Source organism: Streptacidiphilus alkalitolerans, assembly GCF_042511045.1.
Taxonomy (GTDB): domain Bacteria; phylum Actinomycetota; class Actinomycetes; order Streptomycetales; family Streptomycetaceae; genus Streptacidiphilus; species Streptacidiphilus alkalitolerans.
On the sequence record NZ_JBHEZX010000002.1, the window covers coordinates 582,809 to 600,555 of the forward strand.

Sequence of the window (17,747 nt, forward strand, 5' to 3'; positions counted from 1 at the left end):
CGGAGGCGCAACGGCGGACCAGGCTCCGTCAGGCCTCCGGATCGGACGGGCGGTGCAGGCGGCGGAGCACGATCTCGGTGGCGAACTGCTGGTCCGGGTCGTCCAGCCGGTCCCCGAAGGCCTGCTCGAGCAGGCGCATCCGGTAGCGGACGGTCTGCGGGTGGACCGACAGCTCCTCGGCGATCCTGGCGGCCGTGCCCCTGGTCGTCAGCCAGCTGTGCAGGGTCTCGATCAGGCGCTCGCGCTGCAGCGGGGTGAGTCCGGCCAGCGGTTCGAGCTGACGCCGGGCCAGTTGGTCGACCAGGGTGGGGGCGCTGTGCAGCCAGAGCGTCACCAGGTGCTGCTCGCAGTGCACCACGCCGTCCCGGTCCGGCGCGATCGCCCCGGAGGCGGCGAGGGCCAGGGCCTGCCTGGCCCAGCGCAGCGAGTCCGGGGCCTCGGCGGCCGGGACGGTCAGGCCCACCGCCAGCGGCCGGCCCGGTAACGCGGCCAGCAGCGCGGTCCGCCGTTCGTCGGTCATCGGCCCGGGCAGCAGCAGCCGGGGCTCGGACCCGTCGAGTTCGGTGAGGATGTCAGGATCGAGCGCCGGACGCGGCCCGTTGCCACCCGCCCCGCGCGACCCGTCACCGCCCGCGGACGGCTCGGGCCCGACCACCACCGGGGTGACCTCGGGCGGGATCGGCCAGCCCAGCTGCTCGCCCAGTTCGGCGACCGGGACGGACGGGTTCGCCGAGGCGCCGAGCAGTAGTCGCAGCAGCCTGACCCGGCGCTGGTCGTCATGCTGCCGCCGCTCGGCCAGGGCGGACAGGTAGCCCTCCCGGGAGAGCGCGCTGAGCTCGCCGGTGTAGGCGAACAGGGCGTCGGCGAAGGTGAGGATGACCGCCGGGGAGAGGTTGAAGCGCCGGCCGACCTTCCTGGCCCGGCGCAGCGCCAGCCGGGCTCCCACCCGGTAGGTCTCCTGCAGGCTGTCCAGGCTGCGTCCGGACTCGGCCTCCAACCGGCCGAAGGCGCGGCACATCTCGTCCCGCAGCGAGGTGTCCGCGCCCGGCGTGGCGACCTGTTCCACGAAGGTGGCCAGATTCTGTTCCAGGCCGACGCGGGCGAGTTCGGCATTGGGGCCGCTGAAGATCTGCGCGTAGGAGGGAATGACACGAACGATCTCGGCCCATATCTCCTCCACCAGACTGGGGATTTCCGGGCGCATGATCGCGGCCATCTCCCGGGGAAGCGGCCCGAGCCCGTCCTGCCGACCCGCTGATGGAACGTCAATCATGAGCGTGCGCACCCCCTGCACCGGTGAACGGGCGTCCCTGCCCCACCCTGGCCCGAGCAACATAGACCAGCTCGGGCGCATGCGCACCACCTCGGACGCGCGAAGGCGTCCGCTAGTCACTTGCGGACAGTCGGGTATGCGGAATCTGCTCCGGAATCGACAAGGAATTACCGGCGGGTAATCTCTTTGCCCGGAAATCGGCGGCATCCCTTGTCCCGCCAGGTTACTGGCTCGTAACGTCCGGGACTGCTCAGCGATACGCCTCACTCCCCACCCCACCCCTTAGGAGGGATGGCACATGCGCAGCATCGTTCGCAGTTCCGTTCTCACCGCGGCGGCCGTCGCCGCGGCCATCGGATTCGCCGGGTCCGCATCGGCCGCACCGACCTGGACCGTGACCCCCGGCGGCACCTTCACCGGGACCGCAGGCAGCACCACGCTCAAGGACACCAACACCGGCACCACGGTCACCTGCACCGGCTCCACCGCGACCGGGTCGGCCGTGGCAGGCTCCGGGCAGTCCGGAACCGGCCTGGGGAAGATCAACAGCATTTCCTTCACCAGCTGCAAGGGCCCGCTGTCCTTCACCTTCACGGTCTCGGCCGGCAAGCTGCCCTGGAAGATCAACGCGGTGTCCTACGTGGCGTCGACCGGCACCACCACCGGCACCATCACCGGCATCTCCGCCCACCTGGCCGGCGCCACCTGCAGCGCCGACATCGACGGGACGGGCGGCGCGGGCTCCGGTACGGGCACCGTCAACCTGTCCTACGTCAACAGCACCCACAAGATGACGATCAGCGGCGGCGGCCTGACGGTGTACAACTCCGCCGGCTGCCTCGGCCTGCTCAACAACGGCAACACCGCCACCTTCAGCTCGGTCTACACCCTCAGCCCGGCGCTGACCATCACCTCCCCGTGACGGTGCCGGGGTGCCGCGTTGTGCTCACCCCGGCACAACGCGGCACCCCGGGTTTGTCATCGATTGACAAAGCATCAGGATCACGCAGGCCGGAGCAGTTCCTTCCTGTGCGATCTCTTGACCCCTTGATTTCGCCGAACGTAGTGTCCGGCGCCGCGAGCGTTATTCCGCCGGGCCGACGACAGTTGAGGAGAACGCCGATGAACGGTGCAGTCCGCCCGCGTCGTGCGGGCCGCCGACTGGCGGTGCTCGGCACGACGGCTCTGGTGGTCGGACTGATGCCGTTGGCCGCGGGGGCGTCGACGCCGACGCCGACGCCCTCGGGGTCGGCCCCGGCGACACCCTCAGCCCCGGAGACCGGCCCCGCCACCCCCTCGCCGTCCGCGTCCGCGTCCGGGTCCGGGTCCGAAACACCCACCGGCCACGCCGTCCCCACGCCCAGCCGGCCGTCCACCGCAAAAGCGCCCGCCACAAAGGCGAAGCCCCGGACCCGGACCCACGCCGACGAGGCCGCGCTGCCCTGTCCCCCGGTCCCGGAGGGGCAGTTGGACCCGAGCCGCTTCTACCCCTCGCCGCCGCCCGGCTCGCAGACGCTGATCAACCCGGCGTTCCCCGGCTGCGCCTATGTCGTCGGCTACTCCGACGTGAAGAAGCTCAACGGCGCGATGGTGGTCAACGATCCCGCGCGCAGCCCCCAACTGACGGCGATCGGCGTGGGCGTGCGGCTGGTGTACCAGCCGGACACCGGCTACTTCGAGGTCGGCAGCATCGGCGGGCTGACCCTCCCCGACTCCACCTCCACCTTCCTGACCTTCGGCTTCACGCCGACCAAGGCGCGGGTGCACTTCGTCGTGGAGAGCCCGTTGACCATCGAGGGGCTCCAGTTGGACTCCGACGACCTCAATGTGAAGACCTCGGTCAGCTACTACATGCACCTCCAGCTCCAGGACGTACGCGTCAACGGGGTTCCCCTGGACGCGGGTTCCAACTGCCGCAGCGGACGGATCCACGTGGTGCTGAATGGGACCACCGACAAGGGCTACGACATGTACGCGGGCGGGCGGCTCACCGGTTTCATCGACATCCCGCCCTTCACCGGCTGCGTCAGCAGGGGCCAGGACCTCGACCCGCTGTTCACGGCCTCGATCTCGGGGCCCGGCAACTACCTGGACTTCGTGCAGAGCCCGCTGTGCACGGACGTGACCGACTGCCACATCGACGGCCTGGCGCCCCCGCCGCTGCCGGCCTACTGACCACGACAAGAGCGAGTACCGGAACGAGAGAACGAGGAGGTGTGATGGGAATCGAAGTGGTGGTCGAGGGCCTGACCAAGTCCTTCGGCAGGCAGACCGTCTGGCGGGACGTCACGCTCACCCTGCCGCCCGGCGAGGTCAGCGTGATGCTCGGCCCCTCCGGCACCGGCAAGACCGTGTTCCTGAAGTCGATCATCGGGCTGATCAGGCCCGAGCGCGGCCGGGTGCTGGTCGACGGCGTGGACATGGTCGGCAGCCCCGAACGCGACGTCTACCGGGCCCGGAAGCTGTTCGGGCTGATGTTCCAGGACGGCGCGCTGTTCGGGTCGATGCACCTCTTCGACAACATCGCCTTCCCGCTGCGGGAGCACACCCGCAAGACCGAGCAGGAGATCCGCCGCATCGTGATGGAGCGGATCGACATGGTCGGCCTGCTCGGCTCCGAGGCGAAGTTCCCCGGGGAGATCTCCGGCGGGATGCGCAAGCGGGCCGGGCTGGCCCGCGCCCTGGTGCTGGACCCGCAGATCATCCTCTGCGACGAGCCCGACTCCGGCCTCGACCCGGTCCGCACCGCCTACCTCTCGCAACTGCTGATCGACCTGAACGCGCAGATCGACGCCACCATGCTGATCGTCACCCACAACCTCGACATCGCCGCGACCGTGCCGGACAACATGGGCATGCTGTTCCGCGGCGGCCTGGTCGCCTTCGGCCCGCGCGAGGAGCTGTTGACCAGTCAGGAACCAGTGGTGGAACAGTTTCTGAGTGGCCGTCGGGCCGGGCCGATCGGCATGTCCGAGGAGAAGGACGAGGCCGTCATCGCCCGCGAACAGCTGGACCGGACCACCGTCCTCGGCGTCCGGAGCAGGAACGTACCGCAGCAGCTGGAGCCCTCCCCCGGCCTGCCGGCCCGGGCCGCAGTGCAGCGGCGCCGGCAGCGGCTGCTGGAACTGCGGGACGGGGCCACCTCATGAGCACCCCGGTCGCCACGCACCCCGCACTGGCCCCGCTGCGCGAGACCGGGAAGCTGTTCGCACTGGCCGGGAGCGTACTGGCGGCCTGCTTCCGGCGGCCGTTCCAGTTCCGGGAGCTGCTGGAGCAGTTCTGGTTCACCGCGAGCGTGACCATCCTGCCCGCGGCGCTGGTCTCGATCCCCTTCGGCGCGGTCATCGCGCTCCAGGTCGGCTCGCTGACCGCACAGCTCGGGGCCCAGTCCTTCACCGGCGGCGCCAGCGTGCTGGCGGTGATCCAGCAGGCCAGCCCGCTGATCGTGGCGCTGCTGATCGCGGGCGCCGGCGGCTCGGCGATCTGCGCGGACCTGGGCTCCCGGAAGATCCTCGAGGAGCTGGACGCCATGGAGGTGATGGGCGTCTCGCCGATCCAGCGGCTGGTGGTGCCCCGGGTGATCGCCACGGTACTGGTGGCGGTGCTGCTCAACGGGCTGGTCTCGGTGGTCGGCGTGCTGGGCGGCTACTTCTTCAACGTGGTGCTCCAGCACGGGACTCCGGGCGCGTACCTGTCCAGCTTCAACGCGCTGGCGCAGCTGCCCGACCTCTACATCAGCGAGATCAAGGCGCTGGTCTTCGGCTTCATCGCCGGTGTGGTCGCCGCCTTCCGGGGGCTCAACCCGCGCAGCGGGCCCAAGGGGGTGGGCGACGCGGTGAACCAGTCCGTGGTGATCACCTTCCTGCTGCTGTTCCTGGCCAATCTGGTGCTCACCGCCATCTACCTCCGGGTCGTCCCGGCGAAGGGGGCCTGAGCGATGGCGGTCCAGGAGCGCGAGGACCTCGGCCCGTCCGCGGAGCAGCTCGGCCCGTCCGGGTCGGACCGCTGGTTCGGCTGGCTGGACCGGCCCGGCGAACAGCTGCACTTCCATATCGCCGCGCTGCTGTGGATCCCGCGGACGGTGCGCCGCTACTTCCGGGAGGTGCTGCGGCTGCTGGCCGAGGTGGCCTTCGGCAGCGGCGGGCTGAGCGTGGTGGCCGGCACGGTCGGGGTGATGATCATGATGACCCTGGCCACCGGGACCGTGGTCGGCCTGCAGGGCTACGCGGCGCTGGACCAGATCGGCACCGCCGCCTACACCGGGTTCGTCTCGGCCTACTTCAACACCCGGGAGATCGCCCCGCTGGTGGCCGGTCTTGCGCTGTCGGCGACGGTCGGCGCGGGCTTCACCGCGCAGCTCGGGGCGATGCGGATCAACGAGGAGATCGACGCCCTGGAGGGGATGGGCGTGCGCAGCGTCCCCTACCTGGTCACCACCCGGATCGTGGCGGGCGTGGTCGCGGTGGTCCCGCTCTACGGGGTCGGCCTGGTCAGCTCCTACGCCGCCTCACGGACCGTCACCGTGCTCTTCAACGGGCAGTCGTCGGGCACCTACGACCACTACTTCGGGCTGTTCCTCTCCCCCACCGACGTGCTGCTGTCCTTCCTCAAGGTGGTCCTGTTCAGCGTGCTGATCATCATGGCCCACTGCGCCTACGGGTTCCGGGCCCAAGGCGGACCGGCCGGGGTCGGGGTCGCGGTCGGGCGCTCGGTGCGCGCCGCCGTGGTGCTGATCACCGTCACCGACTTCTTCCTCAGCCTGGCCCTCTGGGGCGCGACGACGACGGTGCGGGTGACCGGATGAGCAGCGCCGCAGCCGTGCGCCGCCGGCTCTCGGGGGTGGTGTTCCTGCTGGTCCCGGCCCTGCTGGCGTGGCTGGCGGTGGCCGTCTACAACAAGGACTTCAGCGGCGGCGACACCGTCCAGGTGCGCACCGACAGCGTCGGCAACCAGATGCACCAGGGCGCGGACGTCAAGCTGGACGGCGTGGTGGTGGGCCAGGTGCGGGGCATCAGCGCCGACGGGAACGGCGCCAGGCTGACCCTGGACATCGCCCCGGGGCAGCTGAAGCGGATCCCCTCCGACGTCACCGCGCAGATGCTGCCGACCACGCTGTTCGGCGAGCGCTTCGTGGCCCTGGTCCGACCGGCCGCGGATGCGTCGGCGACGGGGAACGTCTCGGTGACCGGCGGGGGCTCGCTGCGGGCCGGGAGCACCATCCCGCAGGACCGGTCCAAGGACGCCGTCGAGCTGGAGCAGGTGCTCGGCCACGTCCTGCCGCTGCTCACCGCCGTGCAGCCGGAGAAGCTCTCGGCCACGCTGACCGCCGTCGCCCAGGCCCTGGACGGGCGCGGCACCGAGCTGGGCAGCACGCTGACCCAGCTGGACTCCTACCTGGCCGGGCTCAACCCCGACCTCCCCGCGCTGGACCAGGACATCCACCAGCTGGTGCAGGTCAGCCGCACCTACACCACGGCGGCCCCGGACATCCTGCAGGCCCTCACCGAGTTCACCACCACCAGCAACACCATCGTCCAGCAGCAGTCCCAGCTCGCCACCCTCTACGGGACCACCACGGGCACCGCGGACGACCTCACCGCCTTCCTGCGGAAGAACAAGGACAACATCATCCGGCTCTCCACCGACAGCAGGCCGACCCTGCAGCTGCTCTCCCGCTACTCCTCGGAGTTCCCCTGCACCCTGCGGACCCTCACCGACTTCGTCCCGGCGATGGACCAGGCGCTCGGCAAGGGCACCGACGAGCCCGGCCTGCATGTGGACGTCACCATGGTCCCCTCCCGGGGGCAGTACCTGCCGGGCAAGGACAAGCCGGTCTACCGGGCCGACAGCGGCCCCCGGCCCTGCACCCTTGCTCCTGCCCCCGCCGCGACGACAGGTACTGACGCCACGTCAGCGGCGAGGCCGGCCGCACCGAACAGCCCGGCGGAGAACCAGCTGGTGGACGAGCTGCTGGCGCCCTCGCTCGGCCTCGCGCCGAGCGGCCTGCCGAGTTGGAGCAGCGTGCTGGCCGGGCCCGTCTTCCGGGGAGCGCAGGTGACCATCCGATGAGGCACTCCGGAGTGGGCCGTCGCAGCCTGGCCGGGCCGCTGGCCAAGTCCCTGGTGTTCGTCCTGGTGACGGTGCTGGCCACCACCGCCCTGGCGCTGGGCATCGCCAACAGCGGGGTCTCCGACACCGTCGGCTACGCCGCCCTGTTCAGCGACAGCACCGGGCTCAACCCCGGCGACACGGTGCGCATCGCGGGCGTCCAGGTCGGGCAGGTCGACAGCATCGCCGTGGTCGACCGGCGGACGGCCCGGGTGCGCTTCTCGGTGCGCCGCGGGGTGGCGCTGCCGGCGTCCGCCACCGCGTCGATCAAGTACCTCAACCTGGTCGGGCAGCGCTATGTGGACGTCGAACGGGGCACCGGGCCGGTCGGTCAGGACCTCTCCCCCGGCTCCACCATCCCGCTGACCAGGACCACCCCGGCGCTCGACCTGACCCAGCTGTTCAACGGCTTCCAACCGCTCTTCCAGGGATTGTCGCCGAACGACGTGAACGCCCTCGCGGGCGAGATCGTCCAGGTGCTCCAGGGCGAGGACGGCACCGTGCAGAGCCTGCTGCAGCACCTCGGCACGCTGACCACCACGCTGGCCGGCAAGGACCAGGTGATCGGCGAGGTGATCCACAACCTCAGCAGCGTGGTCGACACCGTCAACACCCACGAGGCGGGGTTCACCGACCTGGTGACGACCCTTCAGCAGCTGGTGTCCGGCTTCGACGCCGACCGCAAGCCGCTGGGCGACGCGGTCAGCGCCCTGGCCGACCTCACCACCACGACCAGCAGCCTGCTCAGCGAGGGCCGGGCGCCGCTGAAGTCGGACATCGCCCAGCTGGGACGGCTGTCCACCAACCTCTCCGACAACACACCGCAGCTGCAGAGCTTCCTGCGGAACACCCCCGCCAAGATGCAGGACGTGGGCCGGCTCAGCTCCTACGGCTCCTGGCTCAACCTCTACCTCTGCCAGGTGAAGCTGAGCGGCGTCACCACCTCGGACGGGACGCCGCCGCCCACCGGCATCGGGATCACCCAAGCGAGGTGCGGCTCATGAAGCCCCGCATTCCCCGCCTCCCCAGGCCCAAGCCGATGCGGGAGCGCGACCCGCTCCGGGTCGGCCTGGTCGGGCTGCTGATCGTGGTGCTGCTGGCGCTGCTCGCCTACAACGCCGACAGCCTGCCGCTGGTCGGCGGCGGCACCGGCTACAGCGCCTACTTCACCGAGTCCGCCGGGCTCACCCCCGGCAACGAGGTGCGGATCGCCGGGGTGAAGGTCGGCAAGGTCACCGCGGTGAGGCTCGACGGCGACCGGGTGAGGGTCGGCTTCGAGGTGAAGGGCGCCTGGGTCGGCGACAGCAGCACCGTCGCCATCGGCATCAAGACCCTGCTCGGCGAGAAGTACCTCGCCGTCGACCCGCTCGGCGGCAGTCGGCAGAACCCGTCCACGACCATCCCGGTCAGCCGCACCACCTCGCCGTTCGACGTCACCCAGGCGCTGAACGGGCTGGGGCAGACGACGGGTCAGATCGACAGCGCCCAGCTGGCGCAGAGCTTCCAGGCCATGTCGGACGCCTTCAAGAACACCTCGCCCGATGTCCGCAGCACTCTGACCGGCCTGTCGGCGCTGTCGCAGACCATCTCCAAACGGGACACCGACCTGACCACACTGCTCAGCGGCAGCAAGAAGCTGACCGGCACCCTGGCCGGGCAGAGCGAGGAGTTCCAGACCCTGATCACCGACGGCAACCAGCTGCTGACCGAGATCGAGAGCCGCCGGGACGCCGTGCACGCGCTGCTCGTCGGCGCACAGAACCTCAGCACCCAGCTCAGCGGCGTGGTCCAGGACAACCAACGGCAACTCGCGCCCACGCTGGACGCGTTGGACCGGGTCACCGCGGTGCTGCGCGGCAACCAGCAGAAGCTGGACCAGATCCTGGCCCTGGCCGGCCCGTACTACCGGCTGGTCGGCAACACCCTCGGCAACGGACGGTGGATGGACACCTACCTGTGCGGCCTCACCCCGAAGGCCTACCTCCCGGCGGGGACGACGCCGAGCACCGGCTGCATGCCGCCGAAGGGCGGTCTGTGATGGCCCGGTTCGAAGTGACGCGCTGGAGGGTCATCGTCGCCGTCTTCGCGGTCCTGGCCCTGGTCGTCGCGGTGCTCGCGGTGCGGACGGTCGACGGCCTCGGGGTGACCCGGGTCAACGCCGACTTCGACCGGACGGTCGGAGTCTACGCGGGCTCCGACGTGCGGATCCTCGGCGTCCGGGTCGGCAGCGTCCAGTCGGTCCGCCCGGAGGGCGAGCAGGTGGTGGTGACGCTCCGTCTGGACGACGGGGTCAAGGTCCCGGCGGACGCGCGGGCCGTCGTGGTCGCGCCCAGCCTGGTCGCCGACCGCTACGTCCAGCTCACCCCCGCCTACACCGGCGGTCCCCGGCTGGCCGACCACGCGACCATCCCGGCCGGCCGCACGGCCACCCCGGTCGAGCTGGACCAGCTCTACCAGAGCATCACCCGGCTCAGCGACGCCCTCGGCCCGAACGGGGCCAACGCGCAGGGGGCGCTCTCCTCGCTGCTGGACACCGGCGCGCAGACCCTGTCCGGCAACGGGCAGCAGATCGCCACCACCATCCAGGAGTTCGGCAAGGCCACCAAGACCCTGGACGGCACCAGCCCGGACCTCTTCGCCACGCTGACGAACCTTCAGACCTTCACCGCCATGCTGAAGCAGAACGACACCCAGGTCCGGCAGGCCACCACCCAACTGTCCAATGTCACCGGCTTCCTGGCCGCCGACCGGCAGGACCTCGGCCAGGCGCTGAACCAACTCGCCACCGCGCTGGACCAGGTGAAGACGTTCATCCAGGACAACCGGTCGCGACTGAAGACAGCGGTGGACCAACTCACGCCGATCACGCAGTCGTTGGTGCAGGCGCGAGCCTCGCTGGCAAAGGCTCTGGACACCACCCCGCTCGCCCTGGACAACCTGGTGAACGCCTACGACCCCGCCCACAAGACCCTGGACACCCGGGTGAACCTCAATGAGATCAGCGCGGCGGCGGCGAGTGGAGCGCTCAACCGGAGCGTGGGAAACGGCGCCGCCGAGAGCGCCGGCAGCGGGCTCGCCCTGCCGCTGCCCACGGTGGACACCCCCTCCGGCGCGGGGGCAGGCCAGTGAGCCGGCCGCTGGTCCCCGCCGCCGCGATAGCCGCCGCTGTGGTGCTGGCCGGGACCCTGTCGGGCTGCTCCGGCGTCCAGCAGCTGCCGCTCCCCGGCGGGGCGGACCTCGGCAGCCATCCGTTCACCCTCACCGCCCACTTCGCGGACGTGCTTGACCTGGTCCCGCAGGCCGCCGTCGAGGTCAACGACGTACCGGTGGGACGGGTCACCCGGATCGACCTGGCCGGCTCGGGTACGGGCGCCGAGGGCTGGTCCGCGGTGGTCACCATGCGGGTCAACGGCGACGTCGTGCTCCCGGCCGATGCGGACGCCACGCTGGCCCAGTCCAGCCTGCTCGGCGAGAAGTACGTCGAACTCTCGGCCCCGAGCGGGGGCAGCAGCGGCGGGCGACTCACTGACCACGCCGACATCCCGCTGGCCCGCACCACCCGGGACCCGCAGGTCGAGGAGGTGCTCGGCGCGCTGTCACTGCTGCTCAACGGCGGCGGCATCGACCAGATCCACACCATCACCACTCAGCTCAACAAGGCCATGGGCGGTGACACCGACCAGCTCAGGGACCTGCTGCAGCAGATCAACACCCTGGCGACCAACCTCGACGCCCACCGCGCCGACATCACCGGCGCGCTCGACGGCATCAACCGGCTCTCCGCGACCCTGGCCACCCGCGACCAGCAGATCGGCACCGTGCTCACCAGCCTCAGCCCGGGGCTGAAGGTCCTTGACCAGCAGCGCAGCCAGCTGATCAGCATGCTGAGCTCGCTGGACACCCTCTCCGGCGTCGCCGTGGACACCGTCGAACGCAGCAAGGACGACATGGTCGCCGACCTCAAGGCCCTCTCCCCCACCCTGCAGCGCCTCGCCGACGCGGGCGACGACCTGCCCGACTCCCTGCAGGTGCTGCTCACCTACCCGTTCACCGACCAGGTGCTCAACGGCGTCAAGGGCGACTATCTGAACGCCTATCTGAGCATGACCGCCGCCCCGGGGACCCAGATCATCCCGGCGCTCGACCCCAATGCGCAGCCGCCGGCCACCCCGCAGTCCACCAGGGCCGGCAAGAAGGCCGCGACCGTTCCGCTGCCCCTGCCGTCCAGCGTGGGCGCCGCGCTGCCCGCACCCGAGCGCAGCGCGCTCTCCCGCTATGTGAACGGGGGCACCAAGTGATCACCCTCGCGACCAAGGTCAAGAACCTGGCCTTCCTGGTCGTCGCCGTCCTGGTGCTCGGCCTGGTCGCCGTCCGCTACGCCGACCTCGGCCGCTACCTCGGCCTCAGCGGCTACTACACCGTCCACGTCGACCTGGCCGCGACCGGCGGCCTGTTCCCGCACGCCGACGTCACCTACCGCGGCGTCTCGGTCGGCCGGGTCGGCGCGATCAACCTGACCCCGGACGGAGTGACCGCCGACCTGCGGATCAACGACTCCGCGCCGAGGATCCCGCGCGAGCAGCTCACCGCCACCGTCGCCGACCTCTCGGTGATGGGCGAGCAGTACATCGACCTGCGGCCGAACAGCGACCAGGGCCCGTACCTGGTCGACGGAAGCCACGTCCGACGCTCCGCCACCAGCGTTCCGGCGCCGGTCACCACCATGCTCAGCAGCGTGGACAACCTCGCCGGTTCGGTCCCGCTCAGCTCACTGCAGACCGTGGTGGACGAACTCGGCAAGGGCTTTACCGGACAGGGCGGCAACCTCCAGTCGCTGCTTGACACCAGCAGCGCCTTCGTCCAGGCCGCCCACGACTCCCTGCCCGCCACCCAGTCCCTGATCGTGGACGGTTCGACGGTGCTGCGGACCCAGGCCGACGAGAGCGGCGCGATCACCGGCTTCGCCACCAGCGCACGGCAGTTGGCGACCCAGTTGGTCAGCTCCGACAGCGACCTGCGCCGGCTCGTCGCCACCGTGCCGGTCGCGGCCGAACAGGTCACCGGGCTGCTCAAGGACCTCGATCCGCAACTCAGCGTGCTGATCGCCAATCTGACCACGACCGACGAACTGTTCGTCACCCGCCAGAACGGCGTCCAGGAACTCCTGGTCCGGCTGCCGCAGGCGGCCGAGGACGGTGCGAGCGCGGTGACCGCCAAGGGAGCCAGATTCGGCCTCGCGGTGACCTTCTTCGCCCCACTGCCCTGCACGGCCGGCTACGGCAGCACCAAGCGGCACAACGGCCTGGACACCGGGACCGCTTCCGCCCTCAACACCGGCGCCGGCTGCACCGCCGCGCCCAGCAGCGGCACCGACGTGCGCGGCTCGGCCAACGCGCCCAAGGGCGGCACGCCATGAGCCGACCGCGTGACGGACGCACCCGTTGGGTGTGGGGCAGCGCAACGACTGTGCTGCTGCTGGTCGTTGTGGTGGCCTATGGGTTCTGGCCGCGCCCCGGGCAGGTGCGGGCGGAGGCGGCCCACCCGGTCGGCGCCCCGACTGCGGCGGACGGCCGGGCGGCGGTACTGAGCGCGGCCCGACGGGAGATCGCGGAGCTCAGCGGCAACGCCGGCGCCGATCGCAGCCGTCGGCTGGACGACTCCACCGGGGCCCTGCACGAGGCGGTCGCCCGCGAGGGTGCGGTCCCGGGCGGAGGGGTAACCGCCGTCCCCGGCACGGTCACCGCCGTAGCCACCACCGCCCTCGACGCCGACACGAGCACGGCGGACCTCATCGCCACGGTGCAGTCGCCATCCGCAGGGGAGCAGCGCCTCGCCGCCACCATGGCGTTGGTCGGCGGCTCCTGGAAGCTGAGCGCGCTGAGCGCGGTGCCGGTCGGCGCCGATCCGGTCGCCGTCCCGGCGGGGGCCGGAGTGACCGCCGACGTCGGCGGCGCGCTGGCCCGGATCCTCAGCTACTCGCCGAGCACGGCCGCCGCCACCGCGCAGGCGGCCGACCAGGTACTGGCCGGTGCCGCAGCCACCCAGTACCGGCAGTTGCTGGGCGCCATCACCGCCCAGGTGCGGCAGCAGGGACTCAGCGTCGATTCGCGGGTGGTCCGGATCGGCGTGGAGCAGCAGACGACCGCCGACCGTGCGCAGTTGCTGGTCTTCCTCGACCAGACCGCCCGACGCAACGGCGGGGCCCGGACCCGCGTCGGCGCACAGCTGTCGGTGACCGCACAACTCAGCGGCGGACACTGGCGCATCGTCGCGCTCGCGTCCATATGACCAGGGGGTACCAGTGCTACTGAAACGCAGGACCGGCCGGCGCAACGGCGTCGGCCCCGGCAGGCGCCCGCTGCTCACCGCCGCGCTCGCGCTGACCCTGCTCGCGGCCGGCTTCGCCGCTTGGACCGGCTGGTCCTGGTACGCCGCGGCGCACGACAGCACGGCCGCGACCGGGCAGTCGCGGGACCAGGTGCTCGCGGACGGCGAACAGGCCGTGCAGAACCTCAACACCCTGGACTACCGCAGCGTCGACCAGGGCCTCGACGTCTGGCAGAGCTCCACCACCGGTGATCTGCACAGTCAGTTCACCCAGGGCCGGGCCCAGTTCGAGCAGCAGGTGAAGTCGGCGCAGACGGTGACCACCGCGAAGATCCTCTCCGGCGCGGTCACCGAGTTGGACGGGAAGGCGGGCAAGGCCAGCATCATGGTCGCCGTCCGGATCACGGTCACCGCGCCCAAGGCCGCGCCCTCGACCAAGGACAGCCGGATGGTGGCCGACCTCACCCGGACGGCTGCGGGCTGGAAGCTCAGCGCGCTCGGCCAGGCCGCGGAAGGCTCCTGACTGTCCCTGATCCGACCGTCCCGTACCGCGATCTGTGAGAGGAACCCGATGTCCACCACCCGCCATCTGGTCAACCGCCAGCGGCGGCTGGCCGCTGCCGCCCCCCGCCGGGCCACGTCCGCGGCACTGGCCGAACGCCCCCGGCCGACCGTTCCGGACCTGACTGACGAGGCAGCGGAGGCACCGGCCGCACGCACCCACCACCTGCGGCTGCCCCGTCTGCCACGGGTCGGCCTGCCGCTGCTGTGTGCCGTGCTGGTGCTGCTGCTCGGCGGCTTCAGCGCCTGGGCCGGGACCCGCGCCGACGACCTGGCGTCCGCCCCCGCCCGGCAGAACACCGCGCTCGCCGACAGCGCCCGCACCAGCGAGGTGAAGGGGCAGATCACCACGGCGGTGAACACCCTCTTCTCGTACAACTACGCCGACCCGTCCGCCACCGACAACGCCGCCCGCAAGCTGGTCGTCGGCGACGCCGTCCAGCAGTACGCCAAGCTGCTCGCGGGCGTGCGGCAGCAGGCCCCGGCCCAGAAGCTGGTGCTGACCACGACCGTCACCCGGAGCGGCGTCGAGTCGCTCAGCGGCGACCGCGCCCGACTGCTGCTGTTCGCCGACCAGCGGAACACCAGCACCACCGCCTCGGCCCAGTCCACCTACGGCGCCGCGATGCTCGCCGTGGACGCGGTCTACCAGGGCGGAGCCTGGAGGATCTCATCCATCGACACCTTCTCCTGAGTCCCCTGCGCTCGAGTCCTCGCGGCTACGACCGCGCTGCTTGACGGCCCGGAGCATGGACGCGGGCCAGGTGCGGGTGTCGCGGGGTTCGACGTAGGGCTCCTCGTCCACGGGCAGGCCGCCCTCGATGGCGCGTTCGCGGGCGAGCTCGGCGTCGAACTCCAGGCCCAGCAGGATGGCCAGGTTGGAGATCCACAACCAGACCAGGAAGACGATCACCCCGGCCAGGGTGCCGTAGGTGCGGTTGTAGTTGCTGAAGTTCGCCACATACAGGGCGAAGCCGCCGGAGGCCAGCAGCCAGATCAGCACCGCGAGCATGCTGCCGGGCGACAGCCAGCGGAAGCGCGGGACGTGCACATTGGGGGCGGCCCAGTAGAGGATCGCCAGCACCACCAGAACCGGCCACTTGATGATGGCCCAGACCGTCAGGCCGCTGCTGCCGACACCCAGCAGGTGTCCTGCCTGGTCGGCGAGCGGTCCGGTGAAGACGACGATCGCGGCACTGGCCGCCAGCAGGATCATCATCAGCACGGTCAGGCCCAGACGCAGCGGCAGGGTCTTCCACAGCGGACGGCCCTCGCGGATGTCGTAGACGTTGTTCGCGGCCCGGATGAAGCCGGCGATGTAGCCCGAGGAGGACCACAGCGCGCCCAGCAGCCCCACGATCGCCAGGATGCCGCCGGTGCCCCGGCTGGCCTGGAGCTGGGTGACGGCGGTGTGCAGGATGTCGCGCGCCGAGCCGGGGGTCAGCTGCTGCAGGTTCTCCAGGATCCGGTTGCTGGTCGAGGCCCCGGTCACCCCCAGCAGGGCGACCAGCACCAGCAGCGCCGGGAAGATCGCCAGCACCGCGTAGTACGTCAGCGCCGCCGCCCGGTCCGTCAGCTCGTCGGCGACGAACTGACTGCCCGTCCGCCGCAGCACCAGCCACCACGAACGCGCCGGCACCTCCTTGAGCTCCTCCGGGACGGTCTCGCTGCCGCTGCGCTCACTGCCTACAGGTGCCATACAGCACGACTAACCCCGATGTGTCCCCCGAATCCTGCCGCGCGTCGAAACGGGCGCTGGTGTGGCGCCGGGCCACCCGATCGCCGCCCTGGCAGGATGGCGGCATGGAACGTGTGCTTGGAATCGGTGGATACTTCATGCGGGCCGCGGACCCGGCGGCCCTGGGCGCCTGGTACCGCGACTGCCTGGGCCTCGACGCCGACGAGAACGGCCTGTGGAGCCCGGAGGCCGGGCCGACGGTCTTCGCGACGTTCGAGTCCGAGACCGACTACTTCGCCTCCCGCGCCCAGCAGACCATGCTCAACTTCCGCGTCCGCGACCTGGACGCGATGCTCACCCAACTCCGCGCCAAGGGCGCGAACGTGGCCGAGGAGACCCAGTCCATGGACGGCATCGGCCACTTCGGCTGGGTCACCGACCCCGAGGGCAACCGCATCGAACTCTGGCAACCCGTATCCGACCGGCCGTGAGCGCCGGCCTGCTTGGTCCAACCCGAGCAACGGCCGGACCGCGGTTCACTCCGAAGAGTGGAGATGCAGCGTCTCCCGTATGCAGCCGACCACGGATCCCGAGGATATGCGACCGAATCGGGACGGTCCCGCATCGAGGATCAGGCTGTCCCTGGAGAAGACCTGGACCTCTCGATCCTGGTGCGGCCCCTCAAGGACCAGACTCACCGCCGGGGCACACGAGTCGCGGATGACCCGGTGCAGGACCTCGCTCGACATCGTGTATCGCGTGCCTGACGGAAGCAGCGCATCGAAGGCGCATTCCAACGCACCCGTCCCCGTGGGCACCAGGAGGTATGATCCCGGGTCGATCGAATCCTTGCGGTACTGGTAGGAGAAGAATTTCACGCCTCCGGCCGAGGCCCGGAACTCCTGGTGCCGGTACCTTCCGGCGAGGATGACCGTGCAGAAGTCCCAGCGATGATTGTGGATGTTCTCCTGGAGCGCCACCGGCCAGCCCGGCGGCCTGTTCCAGAAGTGTAAGCGCAATCGGTAGTTGTGCTGGGAGAGGAGAACTATCTTGGCGAATCCGTTCGGATGCCAGACGGATTGGCCGACGACCCTTCGGAGTAGGACCGGGTCCTCAAGGACACCGCCGAGCAGCACTTTGAGATTGGCCTGTGAGGTCAGGAAACCCAGGCCGCCGGCAAGCGCTTGGCGGTCACCCGAGGTGTATTCGTCGACGTACTCGGACAAGCCTTCTTGGATTTCCGCTACCGACATTACTCCCTGCAATTCGATGCTCAAGAGCGGCTGCCTATCCCTGAGAAATATCCGCGTTCGAGTAGTCGCGCTCCCCGGTAACCTCTCTTTCCAGGTCAAGAAAGGCCGGAAGGATGACTTCCTCATGCTCGTCGGCGATCTGCACCTCAAGGAGCAGACAGGCCCGGCTGCGCGGTGCACGAATGTCGTCCAACTCCAGGAGGTGTCCCTCGAACGGGAACTTCCACCGCCTCTTCAGTACCGGGTTCCGGGCTTGGTCTGCAGATTTCCGGAGGCCTTCGTACTCGGCCCTGGTGATACTCCGCTCCTGAATCTCACGCACTCCGGCGCGCCGTGCTGTGAGGAAGGTGTGCACATATTCGGTTCCCGACACGGAGGAGGTGGCACGTATGCGCTCCTCGACCCCGGCGGCGACCTTCAGGTAGCACTGCTCGATCTCCAGGGCCTCGACGCCGAGCGAGACCAGCGCGGCCTGGGGAGGGAACGTGCGCAGGAGGAACTTCCGCTCGATCTCGATGACCATGGCGCCCCCAAACGGTTTGATCCT

General features: G+C 70.4%; 19 protein-coding genes. 15 read left to right on the forward strand and 4 right to left on the reverse strand.

Annotated elements, in window-relative coordinates; genetic code table 11:
* Positions 1-28 precede the first annotated feature (28 nt).
* Positions 29-1,204, reverse strand: coding sequence for a helix-turn-helix domain-containing protein (locus tag ACEZDG_RS06305; protein ID WP_380503550.1), 1,176 nt, complete (start codon positions 1,202-1,204; stop codon positions 29-31).
* A 367-nt stretch (positions 1,205-1,571) separates the two neighbouring features.
* Between ACEZDG_RS06305 and ACEZDG_RS06310 the strand changes: the two genes are divergently transcribed.
* From ACEZDG_RS06310 to ACEZDG_RS06375, 14 genes are all read left to right on the forward strand, one after another.
* The gene (locus ACEZDG_RS06310) at positions 1,572-2,195 is read left to right on the forward strand and encodes a hypothetical protein (protein WP_380503553.1); all 624 of its coding nucleotides are present in this window, start codon (positions 1,572-1,574) and stop codon (positions 2,193-2,195) included.
* Between the two features lie 200 nt (positions 2,196-2,395).
* On the forward strand, positions 2,396-3,448 hold the full coding sequence (locus ACEZDG_RS06315; RefSeq protein ID WP_380503556.1) for a hypothetical protein: 1,053 nt from the start codon (positions 2,396-2,398) through the stop codon (positions 3,446-3,448).
* A 44-nt stretch (positions 3,449-3,492) separates the two neighbouring features.
* Positions 3,493-4,422, forward strand: a complete 930-nt coding sequence (locus ACEZDG_RS06320; RefSeq protein WP_380503559.1) for an ABC transporter ATP-binding protein — start codon at positions 3,493-3,495, stop codon at positions 4,420-4,422.
* Complete coding sequence (locus ACEZDG_RS06325; RefSeq protein ID WP_380503562.1) at positions 4,419-5,207, forward strand: MlaE family ABC transporter permease; 789 nt, start codon at positions 4,419-4,421, stop codon at positions 5,205-5,207. Before ACEZDG_RS06320 ends, ACEZDG_RS06325 begins: the two co-directional genes overlap by 4 nt.
* A 3-nt stretch (positions 5,208-5,210) precedes the next feature.
* Entirely contained in the window at positions 5,211-6,077 is an 867-nt protein-coding gene (locus ACEZDG_RS06330; protein WP_380503566.1) for an MlaE family ABC transporter permease, read from the forward strand.
* Positions 6,074-7,342, forward strand: a complete 1,269-nt coding sequence (locus ACEZDG_RS06335; protein ID WP_380503569.1) for an MCE family protein — start codon at positions 6,074-6,076, stop codon at positions 7,340-7,342. Before ACEZDG_RS06330 ends, ACEZDG_RS06335 begins: the two co-directional genes overlap by 4 nt.
* Positions 7,339-8,385: an MCE family protein gene (locus ACEZDG_RS06340; RefSeq protein WP_380503573.1), complete on the forward strand. Its 1,047-nt coding sequence runs from the start codon at positions 7,339-7,341 to the stop codon at positions 8,383-8,385. The genes ACEZDG_RS06335 and ACEZDG_RS06340 overlap by 4 nt, the downstream gene beginning before the upstream one ends.
* Positions 8,382-9,419, forward strand: coding sequence for an MCE family protein (locus tag ACEZDG_RS06345; RefSeq protein WP_380503576.1), 1,038 nt, complete (start codon positions 8,382-8,384; stop codon positions 9,417-9,419). The genes ACEZDG_RS06340 and ACEZDG_RS06345 overlap by 4 nt, the downstream gene beginning before the upstream one ends.
* Complete coding sequence (locus ACEZDG_RS06350) at positions 9,419-10,510, forward strand: MCE family protein (RefSeq protein WP_380503579.1); 1,092 nt, start codon at positions 9,419-9,421, stop codon at positions 10,508-10,510. Before ACEZDG_RS06345 ends, ACEZDG_RS06350 begins: the two co-directional genes overlap by 1 nt.
* Positions 10,507-11,679 (forward strand): MCE family protein, encoded by a 1,173-nt coding sequence (locus ACEZDG_RS06355; protein WP_380503582.1) that lies wholly within the window; start codon positions 10,507-10,509, stop codon positions 11,677-11,679. The genes ACEZDG_RS06350 and ACEZDG_RS06355 overlap by 4 nt, the downstream gene beginning before the upstream one ends.
* A complete protein-coding gene (locus ACEZDG_RS06360; RefSeq protein WP_380503585.1) occupies positions 11,676-12,797 on the forward strand; it encodes an MCE family protein in 1,122 nt (373 codons plus the stop codon). Before ACEZDG_RS06355 ends, ACEZDG_RS06360 begins: the two co-directional genes overlap by 4 nt.
* Positions 12,794-13,669, forward strand: coding sequence for a hypothetical protein (locus tag ACEZDG_RS06365; protein ID WP_380503588.1), 876 nt, complete (start codon positions 12,794-12,796; stop codon positions 13,667-13,669). Before ACEZDG_RS06360 ends, ACEZDG_RS06365 begins: the two co-directional genes overlap by 4 nt.
* A 13-nt stretch (positions 13,670-13,682) precedes the next feature.
* Positions 13,683-14,231 carry a hypothetical protein gene (locus ACEZDG_RS06370; RefSeq protein ID WP_380503591.1) on the forward strand — a complete coding sequence of 183 codons (549 nt, stop codon included), beginning with the start codon at positions 13,683-13,685 and terminating at the stop codon, positions 14,229-14,231.
* 48 nt (positions 14,232-14,279) lie between these two features.
* A complete protein-coding gene (locus tag ACEZDG_RS06375) occupies positions 14,280-14,963 on the forward strand; it encodes a hypothetical protein (protein ID WP_380503594.1) in 684 nt (227 codons plus the stop codon).
* Here the strand turns inward: ACEZDG_RS06375 and ACEZDG_RS06380 are convergent.
* Positions 14,940-15,968 carry a YihY/virulence factor BrkB family protein gene (locus tag ACEZDG_RS06380; protein ID WP_380503596.1) on the reverse strand — a complete coding sequence of 343 codons (1,029 nt, stop codon included), beginning with the start codon at positions 15,966-15,968 and terminating at the stop codon, positions 14,940-14,942. The two genes, ACEZDG_RS06375 and ACEZDG_RS06380, sit on opposite strands and share 24 nt — an antisense overlap.
* Positions 15,969-16,072: 104 nt before the next feature.
* Here ACEZDG_RS06380 and ACEZDG_RS06385 point away from each other — a divergent pair, with 104 nt between their 5' ends.
* A complete protein-coding gene (locus ACEZDG_RS06385) occupies positions 16,073-16,438 on the forward strand; it encodes a VOC family protein (protein ID WP_380503599.1) in 366 nt (121 codons plus the stop codon).
* Positions 16,439-16,483: 45 nt separating this feature from the next.
* Here the strand turns inward: ACEZDG_RS06385 and ACEZDG_RS06390 are convergent, their stop codons facing one another.
* A complete protein-coding gene (locus tag ACEZDG_RS06390) occupies positions 16,484-17,224 on the reverse strand; it encodes a hypothetical protein (RefSeq protein WP_380503602.1) in 741 nt (246 codons plus the stop codon).
* Between the two features lie 10 nt (positions 17,225-17,234).
* Complete coding sequence (locus ACEZDG_RS06395; protein WP_380503605.1) at positions 17,235-17,723, reverse strand: hypothetical protein; 489 nt, start codon at positions 17,721-17,723, stop codon at positions 17,235-17,237.
* Positions 17,724-17,747 lie beyond the last annotated feature (24 nt).